Raw genomic sequence first — 24,833 nt, 5'->3', positions numbered from 1 at the left:
CGTCCGGGGCCGTCCGCGGCCCAGGACACCCCACAACACGACCGAACGGGACACCGACGACTCATGGCCAGTACCACAGACATCAAGAACGGCGCCGTTCTCATCATCGACGGCCAGCTGTGGTCGGTCGTCGAGTTCCAGCACGTCAAGCCGGGCAAGGGCGGCGCGTTCGTCCGCACGAAGCTCAAGAACGTCGTCTCCGGCAAGGTCGTCGACCGCACGTTCAACGCCGGCGCGAAGATCGACACCGCGACCGTCGACCGTCGTGACTACCAGTTCCTCTACGAGGACGGCGACTCCTACGTGTTCATGGACACCGACACGTACGACCAGATCCCGGTCTCGGCGACCGTGGTCGGCGACGCCAAGAACTACCTGCTCGAGTCGGCGATGGTCACCATCGCGATGAACGAGGGCAACCCGCTGTACGTCGAGCTCCCGACGTCGATCACCACCGAGGTCGAGACCGAGCCGGGCCTGCAGGGCGACCGGTCGTCCGGCGGCACCAAGGACGCGACCATCATCGCGACCGGCCACCGCATCCAGGTCCCGCTGTACCTGGAGAGCGGCACCACCGTGAAGATCGACACGCGTGACGGCAGCTTCCTCGGTCGCGTCAACTCCTAGGCGCTGACCGTATGAGTGCTCGTTCGAAGGCCCGCAAGCGCGCCCTCGACATGCTGTACGTGGCCGAGGTGCGCGAACTGCCGATCGCGGACGTCCTGGCCACCGAGACCGTCCGACACCTCGACCAGCCCGAGCGTGCGTCCAGCTGGGACTACGCGCGGCAGATCGTCACCGGGGTCGACGAAGCCCGCCACGAGATCGACGCCGTCATCGTCGACCACGCGCAGGGCTGGTCGATCGCCCGCATGCCCGTGCTCGACCGCTGCATCCTGCGCATGGGCGTGTGGGAGCTCCGGTTCAACCCGGAGGTGCCCGACGCCGTCGCGATCGCCGAGGCGGTCGAGCTCGCGCAGTCGCTGTCCACCGACGACTCCGCCGGGTTCGTCAACGGTGTGCTCGGAGCCGTCTCGGGCGGTCGTGCACCGTCCGGTCGGACGGTCGCAGGGGACCAGGAGTCCCGGTAGGGTTGACCACGTCAGCATCCTTTAATGCCGTCCAGTGAGGCGGGGAAGGGGGTCGACGTGGGAACCAGAACGGTCCTGCACCAGCCCGACATCACGCGTGCCCTGACACGCATCGCGCACGAACTCCTCGAGGCCAACCACGGTGGCTCGGACCTCGTGCTCCTCGGCATCCCGACCCGTGGCGCCGTCCTGGCCGAACGGCTCGGCCGGATCCTGGCGGGCATCGAGCCCGACTGGGCGTCGGCGGTCGACGGCATCGGCAGCGAGCGTGTCGGCACGCTCGACGTCACCATGCACCGGGACGACCTGGGCCACGGCATCGGCCGCGCGCCGCACCGCACGGTCATCCCCGCCGGGGGCATCGACGGCAAGGTCGTCGTGCTCGTCGACGACGTGCTCTACTCCGGCCGCACCGTCCGCGCCGCGCTCGACGCCCTGCAGGGGATCGGTCGGCCGCGCGCCGTCCGGCTCGCCGTGCTCGTCGACCGCGGCCACCGCGAGCTGCCGATCCGCGCGGACCACGTGGGCAAGAACCTGCCGACCGCGTCCGACGAGCGGGTCACGCTCCACCTGGTCGAGACCGACGGCGACGACACCGTGTTCATCGAGCAGGGGGTGGCGTGATGCGGCACCTGCTCTCCACCGCCGACCTGTCCCGTGACCAGGCCGTGCACATCCTCGACGTCGCCGAGGAGATGGCCGAGGTGAACACCCGCGAGGTGCGCAAGCTCCCGGCCCTGCGCGGCAAGACCGTCGTGAACCTGTTCTTCGAGGACTCCACCCGTACGCGGATCTCGTTCGAGGCCGCCGCGAAGCGCCTGTCCGCCGACGTCCTGAACTTCGCCGCGAAGGGCTCGAGCGTCTCGAAGGGCGAGTCCCTCAAGGACACCGTGCAGACGCTCGGTGCGATGGGCATCGACGGGATCGTCATGCGGCACGGGGCATCCGGCGCACCCCGCGTGCTCGCCGACGCCGACTGGATCGACGTCCCCGTGGTGAACGCCGGTGACGGCACCCACGAGCACCCGACGCAGGCCCTGCTCGACGCGTTCACGATGCGCCGCCGCCTGCACGGTGCCGGCTCGCGCGGTCAGGGCCTGGACGGCGTGCGCGTGCTGATCATCGGGGACGTGCTGCACAGCCGCGTCGCCCGGTCGAACGCCTGGCTGCTCCGCACCCTCGGCGCGAGCGTGACGTTCGCCGCACCGCCGACCCTGCTGCCCGTGTCCGCCAACCCGTTCGGCGCCGCGGTGCACCACGACCTCGACGCCGCCCTGGCCGAGGACCCCGACGTCGTCATGACGCTCCGCATCCAGCAGGAGCGGATGAACGACGCCTTCTTCCCGAACCCCCGCGAGTACACGCGGCACTGGGGCCTGACCGCCGCTCGGTTCGGACGGCTGTCCGAGCGCACGCTGATCATGCACCCCGGTCCGATGAACCGCGGGCTCGAGATCGCCGGCGTCGCCGCCGACGACCCCCGCTCGACGGTCGTCGAGCAGGTCGAGAACGGCGTCTCCGTCCGGATGGCCGTCCTGTACCTCGCCCTGACCGGCACCGGAGCGACCGCGCCGGTCGCCGCAGCACCGAAGGAGTCCGCCGCATGACCGCTCACCTGATCCGTGGCGCGCAGCTGGTCGACGGCTCGCGTGCCGACATCCGTCTGGAGGCCGGGCGCATCACCGCGGTCGGGTCCGGTCTCGACGCGGCCGGCACCACCACCGTGGACGCCGACGGGCTGATCGCCCTGCCCGGTCTCGTGGACCTGCACACGCACCTGCGCGAGCCGGGACACGAGGAGTCCGAGACCGTCCTGACCGGCTCGCGCGCCGCGGCCGCCGGCGGCTTCACCGCCGTCAACGCGATGGCGAACTCGAGCCCGGTCGCCGACACCGCCGGGGTGGTCGAGCAGGTCCAGGCGCTCGGCGACGACGCCGGCTACGTCACGGTCCGGCCGATCGGTGCCGTGTCGCAGGGGCTGCAGGGGACGCACCTGTCCGAGATCGGTGCGATGGCGACCTCCCGCGCGCGGGTCCGCGTCTTCTCGGACGACGGCTCGTGCGTGGCCGACCCGCTGCTCATGCGCCGTGCGCTCGAGTACATCAAGGGCTTCGGCGGGGTGCTCGCGCAGCACGCGCAGGAGCCCCGGCTGACGATCGGCGCGCAGATGAACGAGGGCCGGCTGTCGTCGGAGCTCGGCCTCGCCGGCTGGCCGGCCGTGGCCGAGGAGGCGATCATCGCCCGCGACGTCCTGCTCGCCGACCACGTCGGCGCACGCCTGCACGTCTGCCACGTCTCCACGGCCGGCAGCGTCGAGGTGATCCGCTGGGCGAAGTCCCGCGGCATCGACGTGACGGCCGAGGTGACGCCGCACCACCTGCTGCTCACCGAGGACCTGATCGCCGGCGTCGACGGCGCCCCCGGGTACGACGCCCGGTACAAGGTGAACCCGCCGCTCCGCGCGAGCGAGGACGTCGAGGCGCTCCGTGCCGCCCTGGCCGACGGCACGATCGACATCGTCGCGACGGACCACGCGCCGCACACGGCCGAGGCGAAGTGCTGCGAGTGGCCGGCGGCCGCGAACGGCATGGTCGGCCTCGAGTCAGCGCTGAGCGTCGTGCAGGCCGCCGTGGTCGACGACGGCCGGCTCGACTGGGCCGACGTCGCCCGCGTACTGTCCGAGGCGCCGGCCCGCATCGGTCAGGTCGCCGGCCAGGGTCAGCGCATCGCCGAGGGTGCCCCCGCCGAGGTGACGCTCTACGACCCCTCGGTCAGCCGGGCGTTCGCCGTCACCGACCTGGCCGGCCAGTCGCAGAACTCGCCGTACCTCGGCACGACCCTGCCCGGCCGGGTCGTCGCGACCTTCCACCAGGGCTACCCGACCCTCCTCGACGGCGAGCTGGTCGATGCGGACACCGTCGCGGCGCAGGCCGCGGCGCTGCGGGCGGGGGCGCACGCGTGAGCGGCGACGCGCAGCGGTGGCTCCTCGGCGCGGTGATCCTGCTCGCGGTCGCTGCCCTGTTCCTCGCGATGGCGCGCACCTGGCGGACGCGCACCCGGAAGCAGAGCGAGGCCGTGCCTCCCGTCCGGGTGCCGGCCGACCTGCCACCGGCGGTCGGGTCGTGGGACGGCTTCACCGTCGCGACGACCCGCGCCGACCAGCCGCTGGAACGCATCACCGCAGGCGGCCTGGGGTTCCGCGGCCGCGGCGGGGTGACGGTCCACGCGACCGGCGTGGTGATGCACCTCGCCGGTACCGACGACCGCTGGATCGCGCGTGACGCGGTCCGCGGCGCCGACCGGTCCACGGCGGCCATCGACCGCGTGGTCGAGCCCGGGGGACTGGTCCGTCTGCGATGGACGGCGACCGGCGCCGCAGGTGCGACGGACCTCGACACCTACTTCCGGTTCCCGCAGGGTGACGCAGCCGCGCTGCACGCCCTGCAGGGACTGACCGAGACCGGGCCGCAGGCAGCTGCGGCCGATGCCCCGCGGACCGCGGGCGAAGGGAAGAAAGCATGACACGCGAACGGGCCGTCCTGGTCCTCGAAGACGGCACCCGGTACGACGGCTGGGCCTACGGCGCCCGCGGGCGCACGCTCGGTGAGGTGGTCTTCGCGACCGGCATGACCGGCTACCAGGAGACGCTGACCGACCCCTCCTACGCCGGACAGATCGTGGTGCAGACCGCGCCGCACATCGGCAACACCGGGGTGAACGACGAGGACCCCGAGTCCCGTCGCATCTGGGTCGCCGGGTACGTGGTGCGCGACCCCAGCCGCGTGGTGTCGAACCACCGCGCCACCGCCTCGCTCGACCAGCACCTGGAGCGCGACGGGATCGTCGGGATCTCCGGCATCGACACCCGCGCGCTCACCCGCCGCATCCGTGACGCCGGTGCCATGAAGGGCGGCGTGTTCAGCGGTGCCGACGCGGCGCTGCCGGCGTCCGAGCAGGAGCAGCTCGTGCGCGACCAGGCGGGCATGGCCGGGGCGAGCTTCTCGTCGGTCGTGTCCACCCCGGAGACCTACGTCGTCCCGGCCGTCGGCGAGCAGATCGGCCGCCTGGCCGTGCTCGACCTCGGCGTGAAGGCCTCGACCACCCGGTACCTCGCCGCCCGCGGCTTCGAGGTGCACGTCGTGCCGCAGGACATCTCCGCCGCGGCCCTGGCGGAGCTCGCACCGGACGCACTGTTCTACTCGAACGGCCCCGGCGACCCCGCGGCGAGTGACGCGCAGGTGGAGCTGCTGCAGGAGTCGCTGCGGAGCGGTCGTCCGTTCTTCGGCATCTGCTTCGGCAACCAGCTGCTCGGCCGTGCCCTCGGCTTCGGCACGTACAAGCTGCCGTTCGGGCACCGCGGCATCAACCAGCCGGTGCTCGACACGACGACGGGCAAGGTCGAGATCACGAGCCAGAACCACGGCTTCGCGGTCGACGCGCCCCTCGGCGAGGTCCTCGAGTCGCCGGCCGGGTTCGGTCGGGTCGAGGTCTCGCACTACTCCCTGAACGACAACGTCGTCGAGGGTCTCCGCGCGCTCGACGTGCCGGCGTTCAGCGTGCAGTACCACCCCGAGGCCGCCGCCGGACCGCACGACAGCATGTACCTGTTCGACCGGTTCGCGGACATGGTGCGCGAGCGTCGCGACGGGCAGCCGCTCGACCCGGCCACCGCCGACGCGACCACCCCTGCAGCAGACGTCACGAAGGAAGCCAACTGATGCCGAAGCGCGCAGACATCAACTCCGTCCTGGTCATCGGCTCCGGCCCGATCGTCATCGGCCAGGCCGCCGAGTTCGACTACTCCGGCACCCAGGCGTGCCGTGTCCTCCGGGCCGAGGGCGTCCGGGTCATCCTGGTCAACCCGAACCCGGCGACGATCATGACCGACCCCGACTTCGCCGACGCGACCTACATCGAGCCGATCACGAACGCGTCCCTCGAGGAGATCATCCGCATCGAGAAGCCGGACGCCGTCCTGCCGACGCTCGGCGGGCAGACGGCCCTCAACGCGGCCATCGCGCTCGACGAGGCGGGCATCCTCGAGAAGCACGGCGTGGAGCTCATCGGCGCCAAGGTCGACGCGATCCAGCGCGGTGAGGACCGCCAGCTCTTCAAGGAGCTCGTGCTCGAGTCCGGCGCCGACGTCGCCCGCAGCCACATCGCCCACACCCTCGAAGAAGCCAAGGAGTTCGCGAAGGACCTCGGCTACCCGCTGGTCGTCCGCCCGTCCTTCACCATGGGCGGCCTCGGCTCGGGCTTCGCGTACAACGAGGACGAACTCGTCCGCTTCGTCGGTGACGGGCTGCAGTCCAGCCCGACCACCGAGGTGCTGCTCGAGGAGTCCATCCTCGGCTGGAAGGAGTACGAGCTCGAGCTGATGCGCGACAACTACGACAACACGGTCGTCATCTGCTCCATCGAGAACGTCGACCCGGTCGGCGTGCACACCGGAGACTCGATCACGGTCGCCCCCGCGCTGACCCTGACCGACCGCGAGTACCAGAACATGCGGAACATCGGCATCGACATCATCCGTCGCGTCGGCGTCGACACCGGTGGCTGCAACATCCAGTTCGCCGTCGACCCGTCGAACGGCCGCGTCATCGTCATCGAGATGAACCCCCGCGTGTCCCGCTCGTCGGCGCTCGCCTCGAAGGCGACGGGCTTCCCGATCGCGAAGATCGCCGCGAAGCTCGCCATCGGCTACCGGCTCGACGAGATCCAGAACGACATCACCCGGGTGACCCCGGCGAGCTTCGAGCCGACGCTCGACTACGTGGTCGTGAAGACCCCGCGGTTCGCGTTCGAGAAGTTCCCGGCCGCCGACGCCACCCTCACCACGACGATGAAGAGCGTCGGCGAGGCCATGGCCATCGGTCGGAACTACGCCACGGCACTGCAGAAGTCGCTGCGATCGCTCGAGAAGCGCGGGTCGAGCTTCCACTGGGACACCCCGGCGTCCGAGCTCGACAAGGACGCCCTGCTCGAGAAGTCGACGACCCCGACCGACGGCCGCATCGTCACGGTGCAGCAGGCCCTGGTCGCGGGCGCCACCGCGGACGAGGTCTTCGAGGCCACCAAGATCGACCCCTGGTTCATCGACCAGATCGTGCTCATCAACGAGGTCGCCGCCGAGGTCCGCGCCGCCGAGACCCTGGACGCCGACACCCTGCGCTGGGCGAAGGAGCACGGCTTCAGCGACACCCAGATCGCGTCGCTGCGGAGCACCGACGCGCAGCCGGTCACCGAGCAGCAGGTGCGCGACGAGCGTCACGCGGCCGGCATCCGCCCGGTGTTCAAGACCGTCGACACCTGCGCCGGCGAGTTCCCGGCCCTGACGCCGTACCACTACTCGTCGTACGACGCCGAGACCGAGGTCGCCCCGAGCGACCGCAGGAAGGTCGTCATCCTCGGCTCCGGCCCGAACCGCATCGGGCAGGGCGTCGAGTTCGACTACTCCTGCGTGCACGCGTCCTTCGCGCTGAGCGACGCCGGGTTCGAGACGATCATGATCAACTGCAACCCCGAGACCGTGTCGACCGACTACGACACCTCGGACCGCCTGTACTTCGAGCCGCTGACCGCCGAGGACGTCCTCGAGGTCATCGAGGCCGAGGCGGCGACCGGCGAGCTCGTCGGCGTGGTCGTGCAGCTCGGCGGTCAGACCGCCCTGGGTCTCGCCAAGCCGCTCGAGGCCGCGGGGATCCCGATCCTCGGCACGAGCCCGTCGGCGATCGACTCGGCCGAGGAGCGCGGGCAGTTCTCCGCGATCCTCGACGCCGCCGGCCTGCTCGCGCCGCGCAACGGCACGGCGCACGACCTGGCCAGCGCCACGGCGGTCGCCGAGGAGATCGGGTACCCCGTCCTCGTCCGCCCGTCCTTCGTGCTCGGCGGCCGCGGCATGGAGATCCTGTACGACTCGGCCTCGCTCGCGGACTACTTCGACCGGATGGCCGACCAGGCGATCATCGGCCCGGAGCTCCCGCTGCTGGTCGACCGGTTCCTCGACGACGCGGTGGAGATCGACGTCGACGCGCTCTTCGACGGCGAGCGGCTGTACACCGGCGGGATCATGGAGCACCTGGAGGAGGCCGGCATCCACTCCGGTGACTCCGCGTGCACCCTGCCCCCGGTCGGCCTCGGCCGCGCCGAGATCCAGGCCGTCGTCGACGCCACCGAGCAGATCGCGCGCGGCATCGGCGTCAAGGGACTGCTCAACGTCCAGTTCGCCATCGGTGCGGGCGTGCTCTACGTGCTCGAGGCGAACCCGCGTGCCAGCCGCACGGTGCCGTTCGTGTCGAAGGCGCTCGGCATCCCGCTCGCCAAGGCGGCGTCGCGGATCATGACCGGGAGCACGGTCGACGAGCTCGTCGCCGAGGGCATGCTGCCCGCGCGCGACGGTGCCTTCGTGCCGATGGAGGCCCCGGTCGCCGTCAAGGAGGCCGTGCTGCCCTTCCGACGCTTCCGCACGCGCGAGGGCCAGGTCGTCGACTCGGTGCTCAGCCCCGAGATGCGCTCGACGGGCGAGGTCATGGGCATCGACCGAGACTTCCCGCGGGCCTTCCTCAAGTCGCAGGACGCGGCGTACGGCGGTCTGCCCACCAGCGGCACGGTCTTCGTGAGCGTCGCCGACACCGACAAGCGTGCGATCGTGCTGCCGGTGCACCGCCTGCAGCAGCTCGGCTTCACGATCATCGCGACCGAGGGCACGGCCGAGGTGCTCCGCCGCAACGGCATCGAGGTCGGGATCGTCGGCAAGTACAGCCAGGGCGGCGAGAGCGTCGTCGACCTGCTGACGCGCAACGAGGTCGACATCGTCATCAACACGCCGTCCGGTGCCGCCGGTCGTGCGGACGGGTACGAGATCCGCGCGGCGACGGTCGCGGCCGACAAGCCGCTGTTCACGACCATCGCGCAGATCGGTGCGGCGGTCGCGGCGATCGAGACGATCGGCACGCCGCTCAACGTCCGCAGCCTGCAGGACTACGCGCTCGAGCGCGCGACCTGGTGACGGCTGCGAGCGTGGGCACGACCCGGACGGGAGGCCCGGCCCCCTTCGGCGACCGTCTCGCCTCCGCGATGCGCGAGCGTTCACCGCTCTGCGTCGGCATCGACCCCCACGCCGCCACCCTGGCGGCGTGGGGGCTCGGCCGCGACGAGCAGGGGTTGACCGCCTTCGGCGCGACCCTGGTCGACGCGGCCGCCGGCCGCGCGGCGATCGTGAAGCCGCAGGTCGCGTTCTTCGAGGCGGCCGGGGTGGCGGGCTACCGTGCGCTCGACGCGACGATCCGTCGGGCACGCGATACGGGCCTCCTGGTCGTCGCCGACGTGAAGCGGGGCGACATCGGGACGACCGGTGACGACTACGCGCTCGCGTGGCTCGATCGCGACGGCCCGTTCGCGGCGGACGCGATGACGGTGTCGCCGTACCTGGGGTACGGCTCGCTGGCGGGCACGATCGACGTCGCACGGCGGAACGGCGCCGGGGTGTTCGTGCTCGCGGCGACGAGCAACCCCGAGGCCCGGGTGCTGCAGACCGCGGTGCTGGCCGAGGGGCCGCGTACCGGCCGGACGGTCGCTGCCGGTATCGTCGTGGACGTGGCAGACGACAACCGGTCCGTGGGCGATCAGGCCCTGGGCGACGTCGGGCTCGTGCTCGGCGCCACCCTTCACCTCGCCGACTTCGGCATCGACGCGGACGCGATCGGCACCGCGCCGGTGCTGGCGCCGGGCTTCGGTGCCCAGGGCGCCCGCATCGAGGACCTCCGCGCCCTGTACGGCACCCGTGCCGAGCAGGTGCTCGTGAGCGAGTCGCGCGGCCTGCTCGCCGACGGTCCGGACGGGGTCCGTGCGTCCGTCGCCGACCGCGCCGACCGGATCCGTGCCGCGCTCGGGGCCGCCGCGTGACCGACGAGCACCAGGACCTGCCCGCGCACCGCGTCCCGCCCGAGGTCGACCGGGTCGCGGCGGCGCAGGCCGCCGTGGCGGCCCGACGCGCCCGGGCCGCGGTGAAGGCCGCGATCGCGTCGGGGGAGCGCTCGGCCCTCGACGTCGCGCGCGCCGCGTGGGACGACTCGCTCGTCGAGACGACCTCGGCCGAGCGGTCGCTCCGGGTCCGTGACCTGCTCGTCAGCCTGCCCGGCATCGGCCCGGCACGCGCCGAGGCGATCATGGGCAGCCTGCGCATCGCGTCGTCGAAGCGCCTCGGGGGACTCGGCAGCCGGCAGCGGACCGCCCTGGCCGACTGGCTCGCCGCACGCGGCCGCAAGCGCGGCAGCTCGAAGCTCGTCGTGCTCGCCGGCCCGACCGCGGTCGGCAAGGGCACGGTCAGCGCGCACATCCGCGAGCAGTACCCGGACGTCAACCTGAGCGTCTCGGCCACCACCCGGAAGCCCCGCCCCGGCGAGGTCGACGGCGTGCACTACTACTTCGTCGACGACGCCGAGTTCGACCGGATGATCCGCGACCGCGAGCTGCTCGAGTGGGCGACCGTGCACAACTCGTACCGCTACGGCACCCCGCGGCCGCCGATCGACCGCGCGCTCGACGCCGGCGAGAAGGTCATGCTTGAGATCGACCTGCAGGGCGCGCGGCAGGTCCGTGACGCCATGCCCGAGGCCGTGCTCGTCTTCCTGCTGCCCCCGACGTGGGAGGAGCTGGTGCGCCGGCTCATCGGCCGCGGCACCGAGTCGGCCGAGGAGCAGGCACGTCGTCTGGAGACCGCGAAGGTCGAACTGGCGGCGCAGGACGAGTTCGACGTGCGGATCGTGAACTCCGATGTCGGCACCGCGGCACGCGAGGTCGTAGACTTGTTCTCTGCGCCCTGACGGGTGCACGCGCGTGCCGGGCTCCCGCCGGGTGCCGCGCCCCTGACATCCGCAGTCGACAGGAGACACCATGGCCAACCCCCAGGGCATCATCGACCCGCCCATCGACGACCTGCTCAGCAAGGTCGAGTCGAAGTACGCGCTGGTCATCTTCGCGTCGAAGCGTGCGCGCCAGATCAACGACTACTACGCCGACCTGCACGAGGGCTCGCTCTTCGACAACGTCGGCCCGCTGGTCGACTCGACGATCGACGACAAGCCGCTGTCCGTCGCGCTCCACGAGATCAACGAGGACAAGCTCACCGTCACCAAGCAGCAGCAGCCCACCGACTGATCCCGGTGACTGCAGCCGCCCTCCGCCTCTTCACGTCCGAGTCGGTGACCGAGGGGCACCCCGACAAGATCTGCGACCAGATCTCGGACAGCATCCTCGACGCACTGCTGACGGTCGACCCGAACGCACGCGTCGCCGTCGAGACGATGGTCACGACCGGGCTCGTGCACGTCGCCGGCGAGGTCACGACCTCGGGCTACGTCGAGATCCCCAAGCTGGTGCGTGACGTCATCACCGGCATCGGCTACAACTCGTCGGACGTCTCGTTCGACGGCGCCACCTGTGGTGTCGAGGTGTCGATCGGTGCGCAGTCGCCGGACATCGCGCAGGGTGTGGACGAGTCGCTCGACTCCCGCACCGGTGCGGTCGACCCGCTCGACCGCCAGGGCGCCGGCGACCAGGGCATCATGTTCGGGTTCGCGACGAACGAGACGCCCGAGTACATGCCGGTCGCCATCTGGCTCGCGCACCGCCTGGCCGAGCGTCTGGCCGCCGTCCGCAAGTCCGGCGAGCTGCCGTTCCTGCGCCCCGACGGCAAGACCCAGGTCACCGTGGGCTACGACGGCGTCGTGCCGAAGACGGTCGAGACGGTCGTGCTGTCGACGCAGCACTCGCCGAGCGTCTCGCTGGCCGACCTCACCGCGGCGATCACCGAGCACGTCATCCGTCCGGTCCTCGACCTGGTCGACCTCGACTCGTCGCACGTCGACGTCATCGTGAACCCGACCGGCCGCTTCGAGATCGGTGGCCCCCAGGGCGACGCCGGGCTCACCGGCCGCAAGGTCATCGTCGACACCTACGGCGGGGCCTCCCGTCACGGTGGCGGCGCGTTCAGCGGCAAGGACCCGTCGAAGGTCGACCGTTCGGCCGCCTACGCGCTCCGCTGGGTCGCGAAGAACGCCGTGGCCGCCGGGCTCGCCGACCGCCTCGAGGTCCAGGTCGCGTACGCGATCGGCCGCGCGAAGCCCGTCGGGCTCTACGTGGAGACCTTCGGCACCGGTCACGTGGACGACGCCACGATCGAGGCCGCGATCCGCCAGGTGTTCGACCTGCGCCCGGCCGCGATCATCCGCGACCTCGACCTGCTCCGGCCGGTCTACGCGCAGACCGCGACGTACGGCCACTTCGGCCGCGAACTCCCCGGCTTCACCTGGGAGCAGCTCGACCGCGTCGAGGAACTCCGCGCTGCCGCAGGACTCGTCACCGCGACCGTCTGAAGCACCGCGTGACCACCGTCGCGCGCGTCGTCCTCGACTCGCCGCTCCCGCAGTTGGACCGTCTGTTCGACTACCGGGTGCCGGCCGAGATCGAGGACGACTGCGTGGCGGGGGTCCGCGTCAAGGTGCCACTGCGCACCGGAGCCCGGATGTCGGACGGGTACGTGGTCGAGATCGTCACCGAGGGTGAGTACCCCGGTGAGCTCAGTCAGATCGAGGCCGTCCTGTCCCCGGTGCCCGTCCTGGCGCCGGAGATCTGGACCCTCGCACGCGCCGTCGCCGACCGTGCCGCCGGCGTCGCCTCCGACGTCCTGCGCCTGGCCGTCCCGCCCCGACAGGTGCGCGCCGAGAAGGCCTGGCTCGCTCGCGACACATCCTGGTCGCCCCCGCCGGTGACCGCTCCGCCCGTCTCCGGCTACGCCGACGGCGTCCTGGAGGCCCTGGTCGCCGACCACGGACGCGCTGCGGTCGCCGCCGTTCCCCAGCCGGTGGCGCTGGGTGACGCGGACGCACCGGTCTGGGTGCCCGGGTGGGCCGCCACCCTCGCGCAGACCGCCGCGCACACGGTGGCCGCCGAGCAGTCGGCCGTGATCGCCGTGCCGGACTTCCGCGACGTCACCGACCTCGAGCGGGCCCTGCTCGCCGTGCTGCCCCCGGAACGCGTGGTGCGGTTCGACGCGAAGCAGACGAACGGGCAACGGGCGAAGGCCCTGCTGCAGGCCCGGACCCACGCGGTCGTGGCGATCGGCAACCGCACCGCGGTGTACGCGCCGGCGACGGAGCTCGGGCTGATCGCGATGTGGGACGACGGCGACGCCTCGTTCATCGAGCAGCGGGCGCCCTACGTGCACACGCGTGACGTCGCCCTGGTGCGGGCCGCGCAGTCCGGGGCAGCGCTGCTGTTCGTGTCGCACGCCCGCAGCACCGACGTGCAGCGCCTGGTCGAGCTGCACTGGCTGCAGGACGTCGCGCCCCACCGGGTGAAGGCCCCGAAGGTCATCCCGACGGTGCAGCAGACCGGCGCCGAGGGCTTCGCAGCCCAGGCGCGCATCCCGAGCACCGCCTGGCGTGCCGCGCGCGAGGCGAGCCAGCACGGGCCCGTGCTCGTGCAGGTCGCGAGCCCCGGCTTCGGCACCGGACTGGTCTGTGCCGAGTGCGGGGAGCGGGCGCACTGCCGGGTGTGCGGCGGCCCGCTCGGGACCCCGCACCGCGGAGCGACGCCGCAGTGCCGGTTCTGCGGTGCCCTGGCGGTCGGGTTCCGCTGCCCGACCTGCGGCAACGGCACCGTCAAGCCGGTCGGCCAGGGCGCCCAGCGGACGGCGGACGAACTCGGTCGGGCCTTCCCCGGCACCCGGATCGTGGTCGCCGACGGGTCACGCCCGTTGGACGAGGTGCCCGCCAAGCCGTCGGTCGTCGTCGCCACCCGCGGGGCCGAGCCGTCGGTGCCGGGGGGCTACGCGTGCGTGCTGCTGCTCGACGGCGAGAAGATGCTCGCCCGCGAGGGGCTGCGGGTGCAGGAGGACGTCCTCCGCTTCTGGACGAACGCGGCGGCCAAGGCGGCGCCCGGTGCCGAGGTGTACCTGGTCGGGATCGGCGGGCGGCTGGCCTCCGCGATGGCGCTGTGGCGGCTCGACGGCCCGGCGCACGACGAACTCACCGACCGCCGCGAGCTGCACTTCCCGCCCGCGGTCCGGGTCGCCACGATGACCGGCACCGACGAGGCCGTGACCGCGGCGGTCGAGGCGCTGGGCGACGCCGTCGTCGGCCCGGTGCTCGGCCCGGTGCCGGTGGAGGACGACGCCCTGCCGGGTACGGTCCGGGCGATCGTGCGGTTCCCGTACGCGCACGGTGCCGAGGTCGCCGCGACGCTCAAGGCCGAGGTGATCCGGCGCTCGTCCACCCGTCGGGTGATCAAGGGCGGCAACCGGCGGCGGGCCGCTCCGACGCTCCGTGTGCGGTTGGACGACGCCGAGCCGTTCTCCGAGGTCTGACCCGGGGGCGGCCCCGCGATGCCCCGACGCAGAACGACACCGCCGACGTCGTGCGACGTCGGCGGTGTCGTTCCGGGTCCGACGCGGTGTCGCGTCAGACCGGTGCGGGGTCCGTCAGGCGCTGACGGGCCGGCGACGCTCGCGCGGCAGCACCACGCCGAGGGCGACCATGCCGATGGCGAGCACCAGGTGCAGCCAGTTGTCGGCGTTGTTCAGCGGCACGAAGTTCGCGCCCGAGCTGTGCCCGGCGGTGAACAGGCCGTAGATCCACAGGACGAAGTAGACGATCCCGCCGATCACCAGGTACATCCGCGAACCCGACGCGCGTGCGGCGGCGAGCAGCCCGACGATGCCGAACAGCAGGTGCACGACGTTGTGCAGCACCGACACCTGGAAGATGCCGAGCAGCATGCCCATCGATTCGTGCCCGGCGCCCGCGAGGTCACCCGTCGTCAGCCCCGGGACGAACCCCGCGATGCCGACGAGCAGGAACACGATGCCGACGACGAGCGTGGCCTTCTGGATGGACGAACCGGCGTAGCGGTTGGTGGACGTGGTGACATCGGACATGGTGCCCTCCCTGATCTGGTGTGGCAGACGGTACGCACCCCGCTCGCAGTCGGTGCGCAGGCCGCGCGCACCGGACACCCGGGCTCGACCGCACGCGGTGCCCGCCGCCGCTCGGGCAGGCCGGACGGGCCGTGGCAGACTCGTGGGGTGACGACGGGGGAACGGGGCGGTCCGCTCAGCGGCTGGCGCCACCAGGGGACACTGCGGCGCTACCAGCAGGACGTGCTCGACCGGGTGCCCGTCGTGCCGGGGGACCCGGTGCACGTCGTCGCGCCGCCCGGCTCCGGCAAGACCCTGCTCGGGCTGCTGCTCGCCGGACGCCACGGCGCCCGGGCGCTCGCCCTCGCACCCACGGCGACGATCCGTTCCCAGTGGGCGGCGTCGGCGGCCGCCCTCGGCACCACCGACGGCGGCCCGGCCGTCACCGTGTCCGAGGACCCGGAGCACCCCGGTGACCTGACCGCGCTGACCTACCAGATGCTCTCGGTCCTCGAGACGGGCAAGCCCCTCACCGAGCTCGCTCGCGCCGACTGGCAGCGCGAACTCGTCGAGGGCGGCCGCGACGAGGACGGTGCGTCCGCGTGGCTCGTCGAGCTCGAGGCCGCGAACCGGGCCGCGTACCGGAAGGGCATCGCCCGGCGTTCGCGGGCGGTCCGACGTCGACTCGCCCGCGAGGACCCCGCGCTCCTCGAGACCGCACTGCACCCGAACGCCCGAGCCCTCGTCGACCGGCTCGTCGCCCACGGCGTCGAGACCATCGTGCTCGACGAGTGCCACCACCTGCTCGACCACTGGGCGCTCGTGGTCGCGTACCTCGCCGGACGCATCCGCCAGAGCGGCCGAGAGCCCCTGCTCATCGGGCTCACCGCGACCCTGCCGTCCACCGAGGACCGGGACGCGCACGACAACTACACCGCGCTGCTCGGCGACGTCGACCACGAGGTCCCGACGCCGGCCGTGGTGAAGGAGGGCAACCTCGCCCCGTACCGCGACCACGTCTGGTTCGTCGAACCCACGGACGAGGAGCGCACGTTCCTCCGCGACCACCAGGACCGGCTCGCGGCCCTCGTGAGCACGACCTTCGACGACCCGGACGGGGTCGACTGGCTCGTGCACACCCTGCAGCCGCCGCTCGACGACCCTGACGGCGACCGCGACCGTCCGAGCGGGACGGCGTCCGAGGCCCGGCTCGCCCGCGCCTTCGACGCCGACTTCGCCGTCGCGGAGTCCGCCGCGCGCATGCTCGCCGAGGTCCGTCCCGAGCACCCCGTCCTCGCCCTCGTGCACCCGGGTGCCCGGACGGCCCCGGACGCCGAGCAACGACTCCGGATCCTCGCCCGGTACGCCCTCGACCGGGTGCTGCCCGATCCCGGACGAGCCGAGCAGTGGCACCGCATCAAGCGGTCCATCGTCGACTTCGGCTTCACCCTGACCGACCGCGGGGTCCGGCGCGGCCGGGACCCGGTCGACACCGTGCTCGCCTCGTCCGCGGCGAAGGACACCGCCGTCGGCGAGATCCTGCGGCTCGAGCTCGAGCAGGACAGCGCCGACCACCTGCGGGCCGTCGTCGTGACCGACCACGCCACCCACGGGAACGCCCGCGGCACCGGTGCGCGCAGTGGCGGGGCCCTCCGCACCTTCGCCACCGTCGCCGCGGACCCGACCCTCGCCGGTCTGCACCCGGTCCTCGTCACCGCGAAGCACCTGCGGATCGCCGCCCGCGACGCCGACGTCCTGCTGCCCGCGCTCCGCCGACACCTCGACGCCGACCTCACCGTCACCCCGGTGGAGGGCGCACCGGACGTCCTGGCGGTCGACACCGCCGGCGCCGGGTCGGCCGCGGTCATCGCCGCCGTCTCGGTCCTGCTGACCGACGCCACGACCCGTCTCGTCGTGGGGACCCGCGGCCTCCTCGGCGAGGGCTGGGACTGCCCGGCCGCGAACACCCTGATCGACCTCACGGCCGTCGCGACCTCGTCCGCCACCCAGCAGCTCCGCGGCCGGACGCTCCGCCTCGACCCCGCCTGGCCGCGCAAGGTGGCGCACAACTGGACGATCACGACGGTCCTCCCCGCCGACGTCCCCCTGCTCGCGGCCCCGGACGTCAGCCGGATGCACCGCAAGCACGAGCAGATCTGGGGACTCCTGCGCGAGGACGACACCCAGGTCGTCCGCGGCACCGGAACCGCCCTCAGCGACCGCCACGCCCTGCGCCTCGCCGCACTCGTGGCGAAGGACCGGCGGCAGACGGTGCGGGCGCTCGACGACGACCTCGCCGCGATCCTGCCGCCGCGCGAGCAGACCCACGCAGCCTGGCGCATCGGTGAGCCCTACGCCGACCGCGAGAGCACCGCGGCCGTCCTGCACGAACCCGACGCCGCCCCCTTCACCACCGGACCGACCGCAGCCGCCGTGATGGCCGCCGTGCTCGCGCTCGTGCTCGCCGTCGTCGGACAGTCGCTGCGCGTCCTCGTGGAGCTCTGGCGGGCCGGAGCGGTCCCCGGCGTGGTCGGCACCGCCGCCGTGGTGGTGGCCGCGATCGTGGTCGCCTGGCCGGTCGCGCGCCAGCTCGGCACCGCGCTCCGGCAACGGATCGACACCGCCGGAGGGCACCGGGGCGCCGTCCGGGCCGTGGTGGACGGCCTGCACCGCGCCGGACGCATCCCCGCGTACGGCGAGGGCGACATCCGCGTCACCCCGCACACGGCGGGTCGGGTGACGCTGTCGTTCACCCTCGAGGCCGTCGGCGGCAGCGTCGAGGACCGCCGCACGGTCACGCACGCGCTCGCGGAGCTGTTCGGCCCGGTCCGGACGCCGCGGTTCCTGCTCGAGACCGGGCGCGCGTCACCGGCGCGCCTCCGACGGGCGCCGCTGCTCGCGCTCGCCCTGTGGATCGCGCGCGGACTCACCCGGGGCGGCCGCTCCCTGGCGGTGCCGACCGGCATCGGCCGGCGGCGCGAGGACGCCGAGGCCTTCGCCGCCGACTGGGAGCGTTCGGTCGGTCCCTGCCGGCTCCACGAGATCGACTCACCGGGGTCGCTCGTCCTGCTGCTCCGCGCACGACGCGACTCCGGTGCGACACGGACTCCGCCGTCGCTGCGCGACCAGTGGTCCTGACGACGGCCCGTGCCGACCGAGCGTGACCGTGCCGGTCGGCCCGGCGCTCGTGGGAGGATCGAACCCATGCGTCTCGTCGTCGCCGGCAGCCCCGCTGCGGCCGTCCCCACCCTCCGCCGTCTGGCGGCGTCCGACCACGAGATCGCCGCGGTCCTGACGCGGCCGGCGACGCCCCAGGGCCGGAAGCGTGTCCTGACGCCCACCCCGGTGGCCGTCGTCGCCGAGGAGCTCGGGCTGCCGGTGATCGAGGCGAGCCGGGTCGACGACGCCGTCACCGCCCGCATCGCGGAGCTCGACGTCGACCTCGGTGTGATCGTCGCGTACGGCGCCCTGCTCCGCCGCCCGGCGCTCGACGCCCCGCGGCACGGATGGGTCAACCTGCACTTCTCCGACCTGCCGGCGTACCGCGGCGCCGCTCCGGTGCAGCGCGCCGTGATGGCGGGTGACACGCACACCGCCGCGACGGTGTTCCAGCTCGTCGAGGCGCTCGACGCCGGACCGGTGTACGCGGCCGACCCGTTCGTCATCGACCCGGAGGCGACGGCGGGCGAGGTCCTCGCCGCGATGGCCGAGACCGGTGCCGAGACGGTGGCCCGCGTGGTCGACGACATCGCGGCCGGCACCGCCGTCGCGACGGACCAGTCCGGTGCGCCGAGCCTCGCACCGAAGCTGACCATCGACGACGGCCGCATCGACTTCGCAGCGCCCGCCGCCGCCGTCCACGCGCACCTGCGCGGGGTCACACCAGAGCCCGGTGCGTTCGCCCACCTGGGCGAGACCCGCGTGAAGCTGCTCCGCAGCACCCGCCTGTCGGGAGGCACGGGGGACCCCGCCCCGCAGCTCGCGCCCGGCGCGCTCGCACTCCACGGCGGTCGGCTGCTGGTCGGGACCGCCGACACGCCGCTGGTGCTGCTCGAGGTGCAGCCCGCGGGCAAGAAGGCGATGGACGCCGCCGCCTGGGCCCGTGGCCTCGGTGCACTGGACGGGAAGGTCCTCGCATGAGCCAGCCGACGAAGCACCAGGGGGCCCGCCGCGGCCCCCGTCCGGCGAACGCCCGTCGCGTCGCCTTCGACGTCCTCCGCGCCGTGCAGGTCGACGACGCCTACGCGAACCTGCTGCTGCCGACGCGCATCCGCCGCGCCGGTCTCTCCGCCCGCGACGCCGGGTTCGCGACCGAGCTCACCTACGGGTCGATCCGGATGCTCGGCCGCTACGACGTCGTCATCGCGCTCGCGTCCGGCCGTCGGGCGGAGAACATCGAGGCCGACGTGCTCGACGTCCTGCGCCTCGGCGCCCACCAGCTGCTGGCCATGCGGACGCCGACGCACGCCGCGGTCGACGCCACGGTGGAACTCGCACGCGAGGTCGGTGCCCGCCGGGCGACGGGCTTCGTGAACGCCGTGATGCGGAAGATCGCCGCCCGGACCGACGACGAGTGGGACGCCCTGATCACCGAGGGGCGCGGCGGCGACGCCCTGCTCGCCACGCGGTGGTCGCACCCGACCTGGGTCGTCTCGGCACTGCGCGACGCCCTGGCCGCCGAGCGCTCCCGCGACGAGCTCGCGGCCCTGCTCGCGGCCGACAACGCCGCGCCGCGGGTGCAGCTCGCGGCGCTGCCCGGACTCGCCACCGACGAGGACGTCGCCGCCGCCACCGCGCGCACCGAGCCGGACGCCGACGGCGCCGACGACGCCGCGTTCGTGGACGCGACCGGCGCGGGCGACGCACCGGCGGCCCTGGTGGCGGCCGACGACGAACCGGAGGCCGACGGGGCGACCGGGACCGTGCCTCCCGTCCGGACCGTCGACCCGGTGCCGGAGGCCGACGCGTCACCGGTGTCGCCCGTCGGGATCCGGGGCATCTCCGGCGACCCGGCCCGCGTGCCGGGCGTCGCCGCTGGTCGCCTGCGCGTGCAGGACGAGGGGTCGCAGCTCGCCGCGCTGGCGCTCAGCCGGTCGTCCGCGGTGCGCGCGGGGGAGCGGTGGCTCGACATGTGCGCCGGCCCCGGCGGCAAGGCGGCGCTGCTCGCGGCCGAGGCGCAGCAGGGCGGCGCGACCCTCGTCGCGAACGAACTGGTGCCGGCGCGTGCCGGCCTCGTGCGGAACGCGCTCGAGGTGTTCGGTGACCACGTCCGCGTCGTCGAGGGCGACGCCCGGCGGTACGGGCGCGACGGCACCGGACTGACCTTCGACCGCATCTTGCTCGACGCACCCTGCACCGGACTCGGCGCCCTGCGGCGTCGGCCGGAGGCGCGCTGGCGGAAGGTCCCGGAGGACGTCCAGGAGCTCGCGGCCCTGCAGACCGAACTGCTCGACGCGGCCGTCCGGGTGCTGGCACCCGGTGGGACGCTCGCGTACGTGACCTGCTCGCCGCACCTGGCCGAGACCCGGGGGCAGGTCGACGCGCTCATGCGGCGGCACGGCGACCTGCTCGAACAGCTCGACACCGCGTCGGTCGTCCGGGGCGTCGCCGCGCGCGACCCGCGGGTGGCGGACGGCGACACCGTGCAGCTCTGGCCGCACCGGGTGGGGACGGACGCCATGTTCATCGCGCTGTTCCGCCGCGTCGACTGACCAGCCCGCCGACCCGGGATCGTCTCAGCGCGACCGTCGATAGGCACTGCCGTCGCACGTGTGCACGGCCGTCTCGTCGAACAGGGCGCGCAGGTTGTACGCAGCGCAGTCCCGGAAGGTGCCGATGCTGATCCACCGCGCCGAGCGGCGCAGCTCGCCCTTCGCGGGGCCGTCCGAGCCGATGCCGGCGCGGTGGACCGTCCAGGCGATGTCCTGCGCCTCGGCGTCGAGGTAGCGCATCACCGACTCGTTGTCCGCGTGCTGCCCGAGGTACTCCCGCGCGAGCGTCGACCGGACGAGCCGGAGCAGCGGCGCGAGCCGCTTGCCGGGAGGCGCGCTCAGCCCACCGGCCTGGTACAGCAACCGCTGGGTGCCGCTCCGGCGCATGGCCGGAACGAGCTCGCGGACGAACGCCGTGTTGACCGGTCGCTCGCGTTGCGCGGCGACGTCCCCGAGCATCACGACCACGCCCGTCACGCCGTCGAGCAGCGCGTCGAGGTCGAGGCCGTCGGTGACCGAGCCCTGCACGACCTGCAGGTCGTCGTGCTGGACCGCCAGCTTCGACGGCGTCCGGGCGACGGCGCGGACACGGTGTCCGAAATCGAGTGCGAGGCGGGTGAAGTGCTGGCCGGTCTGGCCCGTGGCGCCGAAGACGAGCAGGTGCTCTCGAAGTGTCATGCGCCCAATCTAGGCACTGACTAGAAAATAGGCAATGCCTAGTACCGCGGTAGGCTCTCCCCATGCCGGAGCGTCCCTTCCACCACGGGAACCTGCGGGCCGTGCTGCTCGACGAGGCCGTCGCGGTCCTGCGCGAGGACGGCGTCGACGGGCTGTCCCTCCGCGACCTGGCGCGCCGCGCAGGGGTCAGTCACGGTGCCCCGCGGAGCCACTTCGTCGACCGCCAGGCGCTCGTGGACGCCCTCGCCGTGCTCGGTTTCGAGCGACTGACCGCCGCGGTGCGACGGGCGCTCTCCGGCTCGGCGGACCTCGACGACCGGTTCCGCCGGGTCGCGATGGCCTACGTCGACTTCGCCATCGACGACGCGGCGCTCATGGACCTCATGTTCCAGGCGTCGACGGGGGGTCGGTCCGGGCCCGTCCGCGCCGCCGCCGAGTCGCTGTTCGCCGTGCTCGACGGCGCGCTCGGCACCGCACCGGTCGATCCCGGAGACGACCCCCGGACCACCTTCAAGCTCCTGTTCGCCGCGACCATGCAGGGGATCGCGGCCCTCGTCGTCGCGCGCCGCATCGACCGCCCGCAGGGCGAGCGGCTGGTCGGAGCAGCACTCGGCACGATGCTCCGGTCCGACCTCGGCACGCGCGCTCTCGGCACCGGCTGAGACCGCCCGGAACGGCGCGGCGCGCACCGGTGCGGGGTGGCCGGGCAGGCACGCGCCGGTAGGCTCGACGGGTGACGATCCGCATCTCGCCGAGCATCCTGTCCGCCGACTTCGCGAACCTCGAGCGCGAGCTGCACCGCATCGAGACCGCCGACCTGGTGCACGTCGACGTGATGGACAACCACTTCGTGCCGAACCTGACCCTCGGGTTGCCGATCGTGCAGCGCCTGCAGCAGGTGTCGCCGGTACCGCTCGACGTGCACCTGATGATCACCGACGCCGACACCGAGGCACCGAAGTACGCCGAGACCGGTGCGTCGAGCGTCACGTTCCACTTCGAGGCCGCCGACGACCCGGTGGCCACCGCCGCCGCGATCCGCTCGAACGGAGCCCGCGCCGCCGTCGCCGTCAAGCCCGGCACCCCGATCACCCAGGTGCTGCACCACCTCGACGCCTACGACATGATCCTGCTCATGACCGTCGAGCCGGGCTTCGGCGGCCAGCCGTTCATGCCGTCGGTGATGCCGAAGCTCGCCGACGCGCGTGCGGCCGTCGACGCCTCCGGGCTCGACGTCTGGCTCGAGGTCGACGGCGGCATCGCGGTCGACACCGTGCCCGAGGCCGTCCGCAGCGGCGCCGACACGCTGGTGGCGGGCTCCGCGGTGTACGGCGGCGAGCCGGCGGCCCGCATCGCCGACCTGCGCGCGGCGGCCGCAGCGGCGCGCTCGTGACCGGGGGAGCGCCGGACGCGGGCGGTCCCGCGGTGCCGACCCGGGCCTCCCGTCCGGACGGTGCGTCGGCGGCGACCGCGGAGACCGGTAGCCTGGTCGGCGTGAAGACGTTCGACGACCTGTTCGCGGAGCTGACCGAGAAGGCGCGCACGCGCCCCGACGGCTCCGGCACCGTCGCCGAACTGGATGCCGGTGTGCACCAGATCGGCAAGAAGATCGTGGAAGAGGCCGCCGAGGTCTGGATGGCGGCCGAGTACGAGGGCGACGAGCGCACCTCGGAGGAGATCTCCCAGCTGATCTACCACCTCCAGGTGCTCATGGTCGCCAAGGGGCTCACCCCGGCGGACGTCTGGCGACATCTCTGATCCGTTGATCAGCCGCCGACCCTCCCCGTAGAAAGCAGACCCCTGATGCTCCGCATCGCCGTGCCCAACAAGGGCTCCCTGTCCGAGACCGCCTCCGAGATGCTGCGGGAGGCCGGGTACGCCGGGCGCCGCGACCCGAAGGCGCTGCACCTGCTCGACGAGCGCAACGGCGTCGAGTTCTTCTTCCTCCGGCCGCGCGACATCGCCACCTACGTGGGGTCCGGCGCGCTCGACGTCGGCGTGACCGGTCGTGACCTGCTGCTCGACTCCGGGTCCGAGGCGCACGAGGTCGACGCGCTCGGCTTCGCCGACTCCACCTTCCGGTTCGCTGGGACGCCCGGGCGCTTCGGCTCGCTGCAGGACCTCGACGGCGTGCGGGTGGCGACGAGCTACCCCGGTCTCGTCGGTGCGTTCCTCGCCGAGCACGGCGTCACCGCGACGCTCGTCAAGCTCGACGGCGCCGTCGAGAGCGCCGTCCAGCTCGGCGTCGCGGACGCCGTCGCCGACGTCGTGTCGACGGGCAGCACGCTCCGACAGGCCGGGCTCGAGATCTTCGGCCCCGTGATCCTCGAGTCGACGGCGGTGCTCGTCTCCACCGACGAGACCATCCCCGGCATCGACGTGCTGCGCCGCCGCCTGCAGGGTGTCCTCGTCGCACGCGGCTACGTGATGCTCGACTACGACGTCCCCACGGCCCTGCTCGAGCAGGCCACCGCCGTGGCGTCCGGCATCGAGTCGCCCACGGTCTCGCCGTTGCACGACCGCGACTGGGCCGCCGTCCGGGTGATGATCCCGCGCGACGACGCGAACCTCATCATGGACGCGCTCTACGACCTCGGCGCCCGGGCGATCCTGGTCAGCCCGATCCACGCCGCACGCCTGTGACCGCCGGTGGCGTGTCGGTCCGGGTCGTCCCGTGCCTCGACGTCAAGGGCGGCCGGGTCGTCAAGGGCGTCAACTTCCTGGACCTGCAGGACGCCGGCGACCCCGTCGAGCTCGCCGCCCGGTACTACGAGCAGGGTGCCGACGAGCTGACCTTCCTCGACGTCGGCGCGACGGTCGAGAACCGCGCGACGATGTACGACACCGTGACCCGCACCGCCGAGCAGGTGTTCATCCCGCTCACCGTCGGTGGCGGCGTGCGATCGGTGGACGACGTCTCGCGGCTGCAGCAGTGCGGCGCGGACAAGATCGGCGTGAACAGCGCGGCGATCGCCCGGCACGAGCTGGTCGGCGAGATCGCGGACCGGTTCGGCGCGCAGGCCGTCGTCCTGTCGCTCGACGTCAAGCGCTCCGACCGGATGCCCTCGGGCTTCGTGGTCACCACCCACGGCGGGCGGACCGAGTCCGACCTCGACGCGATCGCCTGGGCGCGCGAGGCCGTCGAGCGTGGTGCGGGGGAGCTGCTCGTCAACTCCATCGACGCCGACGGCACGAAGAACGGGTTCGACCTCGAACTCGTGGCCGCGGTGCGGGCCGTCTCGTCGGTCCCGGTCATCGCGTCGGGAGGCGCGGGTCGGGTCGAGCACTTCGCCCCGGCCGTCGACGCGGGTGCCGACGCGGTCCTCGCCGCGTCCGTCTTCCACCGTGGCGAGATGACCGTGGGCGACGTCAAGGACGCGCTCCGCGCGACCGGCCACGTCGTCCGCTGAGCGGCGCCGTCCGCTCACCCGCCGC

At 73.0% G+C, this 24,833-nt stretch carries 23 protein-coding genes; 21 read left to right on the top strand and 2 right to left on the bottom strand.

The window, feature by feature from the left end; genetic code table 11:
* Nucleotides 1-63 precede the first annotated feature (63 nt).
* The 13 genes from efp to I8920_RS08545 all read left to right on the top strand — a co-directional run bounded on the left by efp (nt 64) and on the right by I8920_RS08545 (nt 14,460).
* Complete coding sequence (gene efp / locus I8920_RS08605) at nt 64-627, top strand: elongation factor P (protein WP_071255797.1); 564 nt, start codon at nt 64-66, stop codon at nt 625-627.
* An 11-nt stretch (nt 628-638) separates the two neighbouring features.
* Nucleotides 639-1,091 carry a transcription antitermination factor NusB gene (gene nusB, locus I8920_RS08600; RefSeq protein WP_198655977.1) on the top strand — a complete coding sequence of 151 codons (453 nt, stop codon included), beginning with the start codon at nt 639-641 and terminating at the stop codon, nt 1,089-1,091.
* 24 nt (nt 1,092-1,115) lie between these two features.
* Nucleotides 1,116-1,715: a bifunctional pyr operon transcriptional regulator/uracil phosphoribosyltransferase PyrR gene (gene pyrR / locus I8920_RS08595; RefSeq protein WP_225558028.1), complete on the top strand. Its 600-nt coding sequence runs from the start codon at nt 1,116-1,118 to the stop codon at nt 1,713-1,715.
* A complete protein-coding gene (locus I8920_RS08590; protein ID WP_198655975.1) occupies nt 1,715-2,698 on the top strand; it encodes an aspartate carbamoyltransferase catalytic subunit in 984 nt (327 codons plus the stop codon). The genes pyrR and I8920_RS08590 overlap by 1 nt, the downstream gene beginning before the upstream one ends.
* The gene (locus I8920_RS08585; protein ID WP_198655974.1) at nt 2,695-4,053 is read left to right on the top strand and encodes a dihydroorotase; all 1,359 of its coding nucleotides are present in this window, start codon (nt 2,695-2,697) and stop codon (nt 4,051-4,053) included. Before I8920_RS08590 ends, I8920_RS08585 begins: the two co-directional genes overlap by 4 nt.
* Entirely contained in the window at nt 4,050-4,613 is a 564-nt protein-coding gene (locus I8920_RS08580) for a PH-like domain-containing protein (RefSeq protein WP_198655973.1), read from the top strand. The genes I8920_RS08585 and I8920_RS08580 overlap by 4 nt, the downstream gene beginning before the upstream one ends.
* A complete protein-coding gene (gene carA, locus I8920_RS08575) occupies nt 4,610-5,809 on the top strand; it encodes a glutamine-hydrolyzing carbamoyl-phosphate synthase small subunit (RefSeq protein ID WP_198655972.1) in 1,200 nt (399 codons plus the stop codon). Before I8920_RS08580 ends, carA begins: the two co-directional genes overlap by 4 nt.
* Entirely contained in the window at nt 5,809-9,102 is a 3,294-nt protein-coding gene (carB, locus tag I8920_RS08570) for a carbamoyl-phosphate synthase large subunit (RefSeq protein ID WP_198655971.1), read from the top strand. Before carA ends, carB begins: the two co-directional genes overlap by 1 nt.
* 11 nt (nt 9,103-9,113) lie before the next feature.
* Nucleotides 9,114-9,998, top strand: coding sequence for an orotidine-5'-phosphate decarboxylase (gene pyrF, locus I8920_RS08565; protein ID WP_269802226.1), 885 nt, complete (start codon nt 9,114-9,116; stop codon nt 9,996-9,998).
* Entirely contained in the window at nt 9,995-10,918 is a 924-nt protein-coding gene (gene gmk, locus I8920_RS08560) for a guanylate kinase (protein WP_225558024.1), read from the top strand. The genes pyrF and gmk overlap by 4 nt, the downstream gene beginning before the upstream one ends.
* Nucleotides 10,919-10,988: 70 nt before the next feature.
* Complete coding sequence (gene rpoZ / locus I8920_RS08555; RefSeq protein ID WP_017887186.1) at nt 10,989-11,252, top strand: DNA-directed RNA polymerase subunit omega; 264 nt, start codon at nt 10,989-10,991, stop codon at nt 11,250-11,252.
* A gap of 5 nt (nt 11,253-11,257) precedes the next feature.
* Nucleotides 11,258-12,469: a methionine adenosyltransferase gene (gene metK, locus I8920_RS08550; RefSeq protein WP_198655969.1), complete on the top strand. Its 1,212-nt coding sequence runs from the start codon at nt 11,258-11,260 to the stop codon at nt 12,467-12,469.
* An 8-nt stretch (nt 12,470-12,477) separates the two neighbouring features.
* Nucleotides 12,478-14,460, top strand: coding sequence for a primosomal protein N' (locus tag I8920_RS08545; protein ID WP_198655968.1), 1,983 nt, complete (start codon nt 12,478-12,480; stop codon nt 14,458-14,460).
* Nucleotides 14,461-14,574: 114 nt separating this feature from the next.
* Here I8920_RS08545 and I8920_RS08540 read toward each other — a convergent pair whose 3' ends face one another.
* Nucleotides 14,575-15,030: a DUF4383 domain-containing protein gene (locus I8920_RS08540; RefSeq protein WP_198655967.1), complete on the bottom strand. Its 456-nt coding sequence runs from the start codon at nt 15,028-15,030 to the stop codon at nt 14,575-14,577.
* 147 nt (nt 15,031-15,177) lie between these two features.
* Here I8920_RS08540 and I8920_RS08535 point away from each other — a divergent pair, with 147 nt between their 5' ends.
* The 3 genes from I8920_RS08535 (at nt 15,178) to I8920_RS08525 (ending at nt 20,720) form a co-directional block, all read left to right on the top strand.
* Complete coding sequence (locus tag I8920_RS08535; protein ID WP_198655966.1) at nt 15,178-18,147, top strand: DEAD/DEAH box helicase family protein; 2,970 nt, start codon at nt 15,178-15,180, stop codon at nt 18,145-18,147.
* A 66-nt stretch (nt 18,148-18,213) separates the two neighbouring features.
* Nucleotides 18,214-19,149, top strand: a complete 936-nt coding sequence (locus tag I8920_RS08530; RefSeq protein ID WP_198655965.1) for a methionyl-tRNA formyltransferase — start codon at nt 18,214-18,216, stop codon at nt 19,147-19,149.
* Nucleotides 19,146-20,720 (top strand): RsmB/NOP family class I SAM-dependent RNA methyltransferase, encoded by a 1,575-nt coding sequence (locus tag I8920_RS08525; RefSeq protein ID WP_232832700.1) that lies wholly within the window; start codon nt 19,146-19,148, stop codon nt 20,718-20,720. The genes I8920_RS08530 and I8920_RS08525 overlap by 4 nt, the downstream gene beginning before the upstream one ends.
* Before the next feature lie 24 nt (nt 20,721-20,744).
* Here I8920_RS08525 and I8920_RS08520 read toward each other — a convergent pair whose 3' ends face one another.
* Complete coding sequence (locus I8920_RS08520; RefSeq protein WP_198655964.1) at nt 20,745-21,398, bottom strand: NAD(P)-dependent oxidoreductase; 654 nt, start codon at nt 21,396-21,398, stop codon at nt 20,745-20,747.
* Nucleotides 21,399-21,460: 62 nt separating this feature from the next.
* Between I8920_RS08520 and I8920_RS08515 the strand changes: the two genes are divergently transcribed.
* From I8920_RS08515 to hisF, 5 genes are all read left to right on the top strand, one after another.
* Nucleotides 21,461-22,060: a TetR/AcrR family transcriptional regulator gene (locus I8920_RS08515; RefSeq protein ID WP_198655963.1), complete on the top strand. Its 600-nt coding sequence runs from the start codon at nt 21,461-21,463 to the stop codon at nt 22,058-22,060.
* A 71-nt stretch (nt 22,061-22,131) separates the two neighbouring features.
* Entirely contained in the window at nt 22,132-22,791 is a 660-nt protein-coding gene (rpe, locus tag I8920_RS08510) for a ribulose-phosphate 3-epimerase (protein WP_198655962.1), read from the top strand.
* Nucleotides 22,792-22,892: 101 nt separating this feature from the next.
* Nucleotides 22,893-23,156 carry a phosphoribosyl-ATP diphosphatase gene (locus I8920_RS08505; protein WP_071256418.1) on the top strand — a complete coding sequence of 88 codons (264 nt, stop codon included), beginning with the start codon at nt 22,893-22,895 and terminating at the stop codon, nt 23,154-23,156.
* Nucleotides 23,157-23,201: 45 nt separating this feature from the next.
* Nucleotides 23,202-24,041, top strand: coding sequence for an ATP phosphoribosyltransferase (gene hisG, locus I8920_RS08500; RefSeq protein ID WP_198655961.1), 840 nt, complete (start codon nt 23,202-23,204; stop codon nt 24,039-24,041).
* Between the two features lie 11 nt (nt 24,042-24,052).
* Nucleotides 24,053-24,808, top strand: coding sequence for an imidazole glycerol phosphate synthase subunit HisF (hisF, locus tag I8920_RS08495; RefSeq protein WP_225558017.1), 756 nt, complete (start codon nt 24,053-24,055; stop codon nt 24,806-24,808).
* Nucleotides 24,809-24,833: the final 25 nt, after the last annotated feature.

This window comes from Curtobacterium sp. YC1 (genome assembly GCF_016267665.1).
Classification (GTDB): domain Bacteria; phylum Actinomycetota; class Actinomycetes; order Actinomycetales; family Microbacteriaceae; genus Curtobacterium.
This window is presented reverse-complemented; position numbering and strand designations above follow the sequence as displayed.

Bases quoted from the DNA above. Each gene is read 5' to 3' on its own strand.
- efp (WP_071255797.1), top strand. From the start codon at position 64: ATGGCCAGTACCACAGACATCAAGAACGGCGCCGTTCTCATCATCGAC.
- nusB (WP_198655977.1), top strand. From the start codon at position 639: ATGAGTGCTCGTTCGAAGGCCCGCAAGCGCGCCCTCGACATGCTGTAC.
- pyrR (WP_225558028.1), top strand. From the start codon at position 1,116: ATGCCGTCCAGTGAGGCGGGGAAGGGGGTCGACGTGGGAACCAGAACG.
- I8920_RS08590 (WP_198655975.1), top strand. From the start codon at position 1,715: ATGCGGCACCTGCTCTCCACCGCCGACCTGTCCCGTGACCAGGCCGTG.
- I8920_RS08585 (WP_198655974.1), top strand. From the start codon at position 2,695: ATGACCGCTCACCTGATCCGTGGCGCGCAGCTGGTCGACGGCTCGCGT.
- carA (WP_198655972.1), top strand. From the start codon at position 4,610: ATGACACGCGAACGGGCCGTCCTGGTCCTCGAAGACGGCACCCGGTAC.
- carB (WP_198655971.1), top strand. From the start codon at position 5,809: ATGCCGAAGCGCGCAGACATCAACTCCGTCCTGGTCATCGGCTCCGGC.
- rpoZ (WP_017887186.1), top strand. From the start codon at position 10,989: ATGGCCAACCCCCAGGGCATCATCGACCCGCCCATCGACGACCTGCTC.
- I8920_RS08540 (WP_198655967.1), bottom strand. From the start codon at position 15,030: ATGTCCGATGTCACCACGTCCACCAACCGCTACGCCGGTTCGTCCATC.
- I8920_RS08530 (WP_198655965.1), top strand. From the start codon at position 18,214: ATGCGTCTCGTCGTCGCCGGCAGCCCCGCTGCGGCCGTCCCCACCCTC.
- I8920_RS08525 (WP_232832700.1), top strand. From the start codon at position 19,146: ATGAGCCAGCCGACGAAGCACCAGGGGGCCCGCCGCGGCCCCCGTCCG.
- I8920_RS08520 (WP_198655964.1), bottom strand. From the start codon at position 21,398: ATGACACTTCGAGAGCACCTGCTCGTCTTCGGCGCCACGGGCCAGACC.
- I8920_RS08515 (WP_198655963.1), top strand. From the start codon at position 21,461: ATGCCGGAGCGTCCCTTCCACCACGGGAACCTGCGGGCCGTGCTGCTC.
- hisG (WP_198655961.1), top strand. From the start codon at position 23,202: ATGCTCCGCATCGCCGTGCCCAACAAGGGCTCCCTGTCCGAGACCGCC.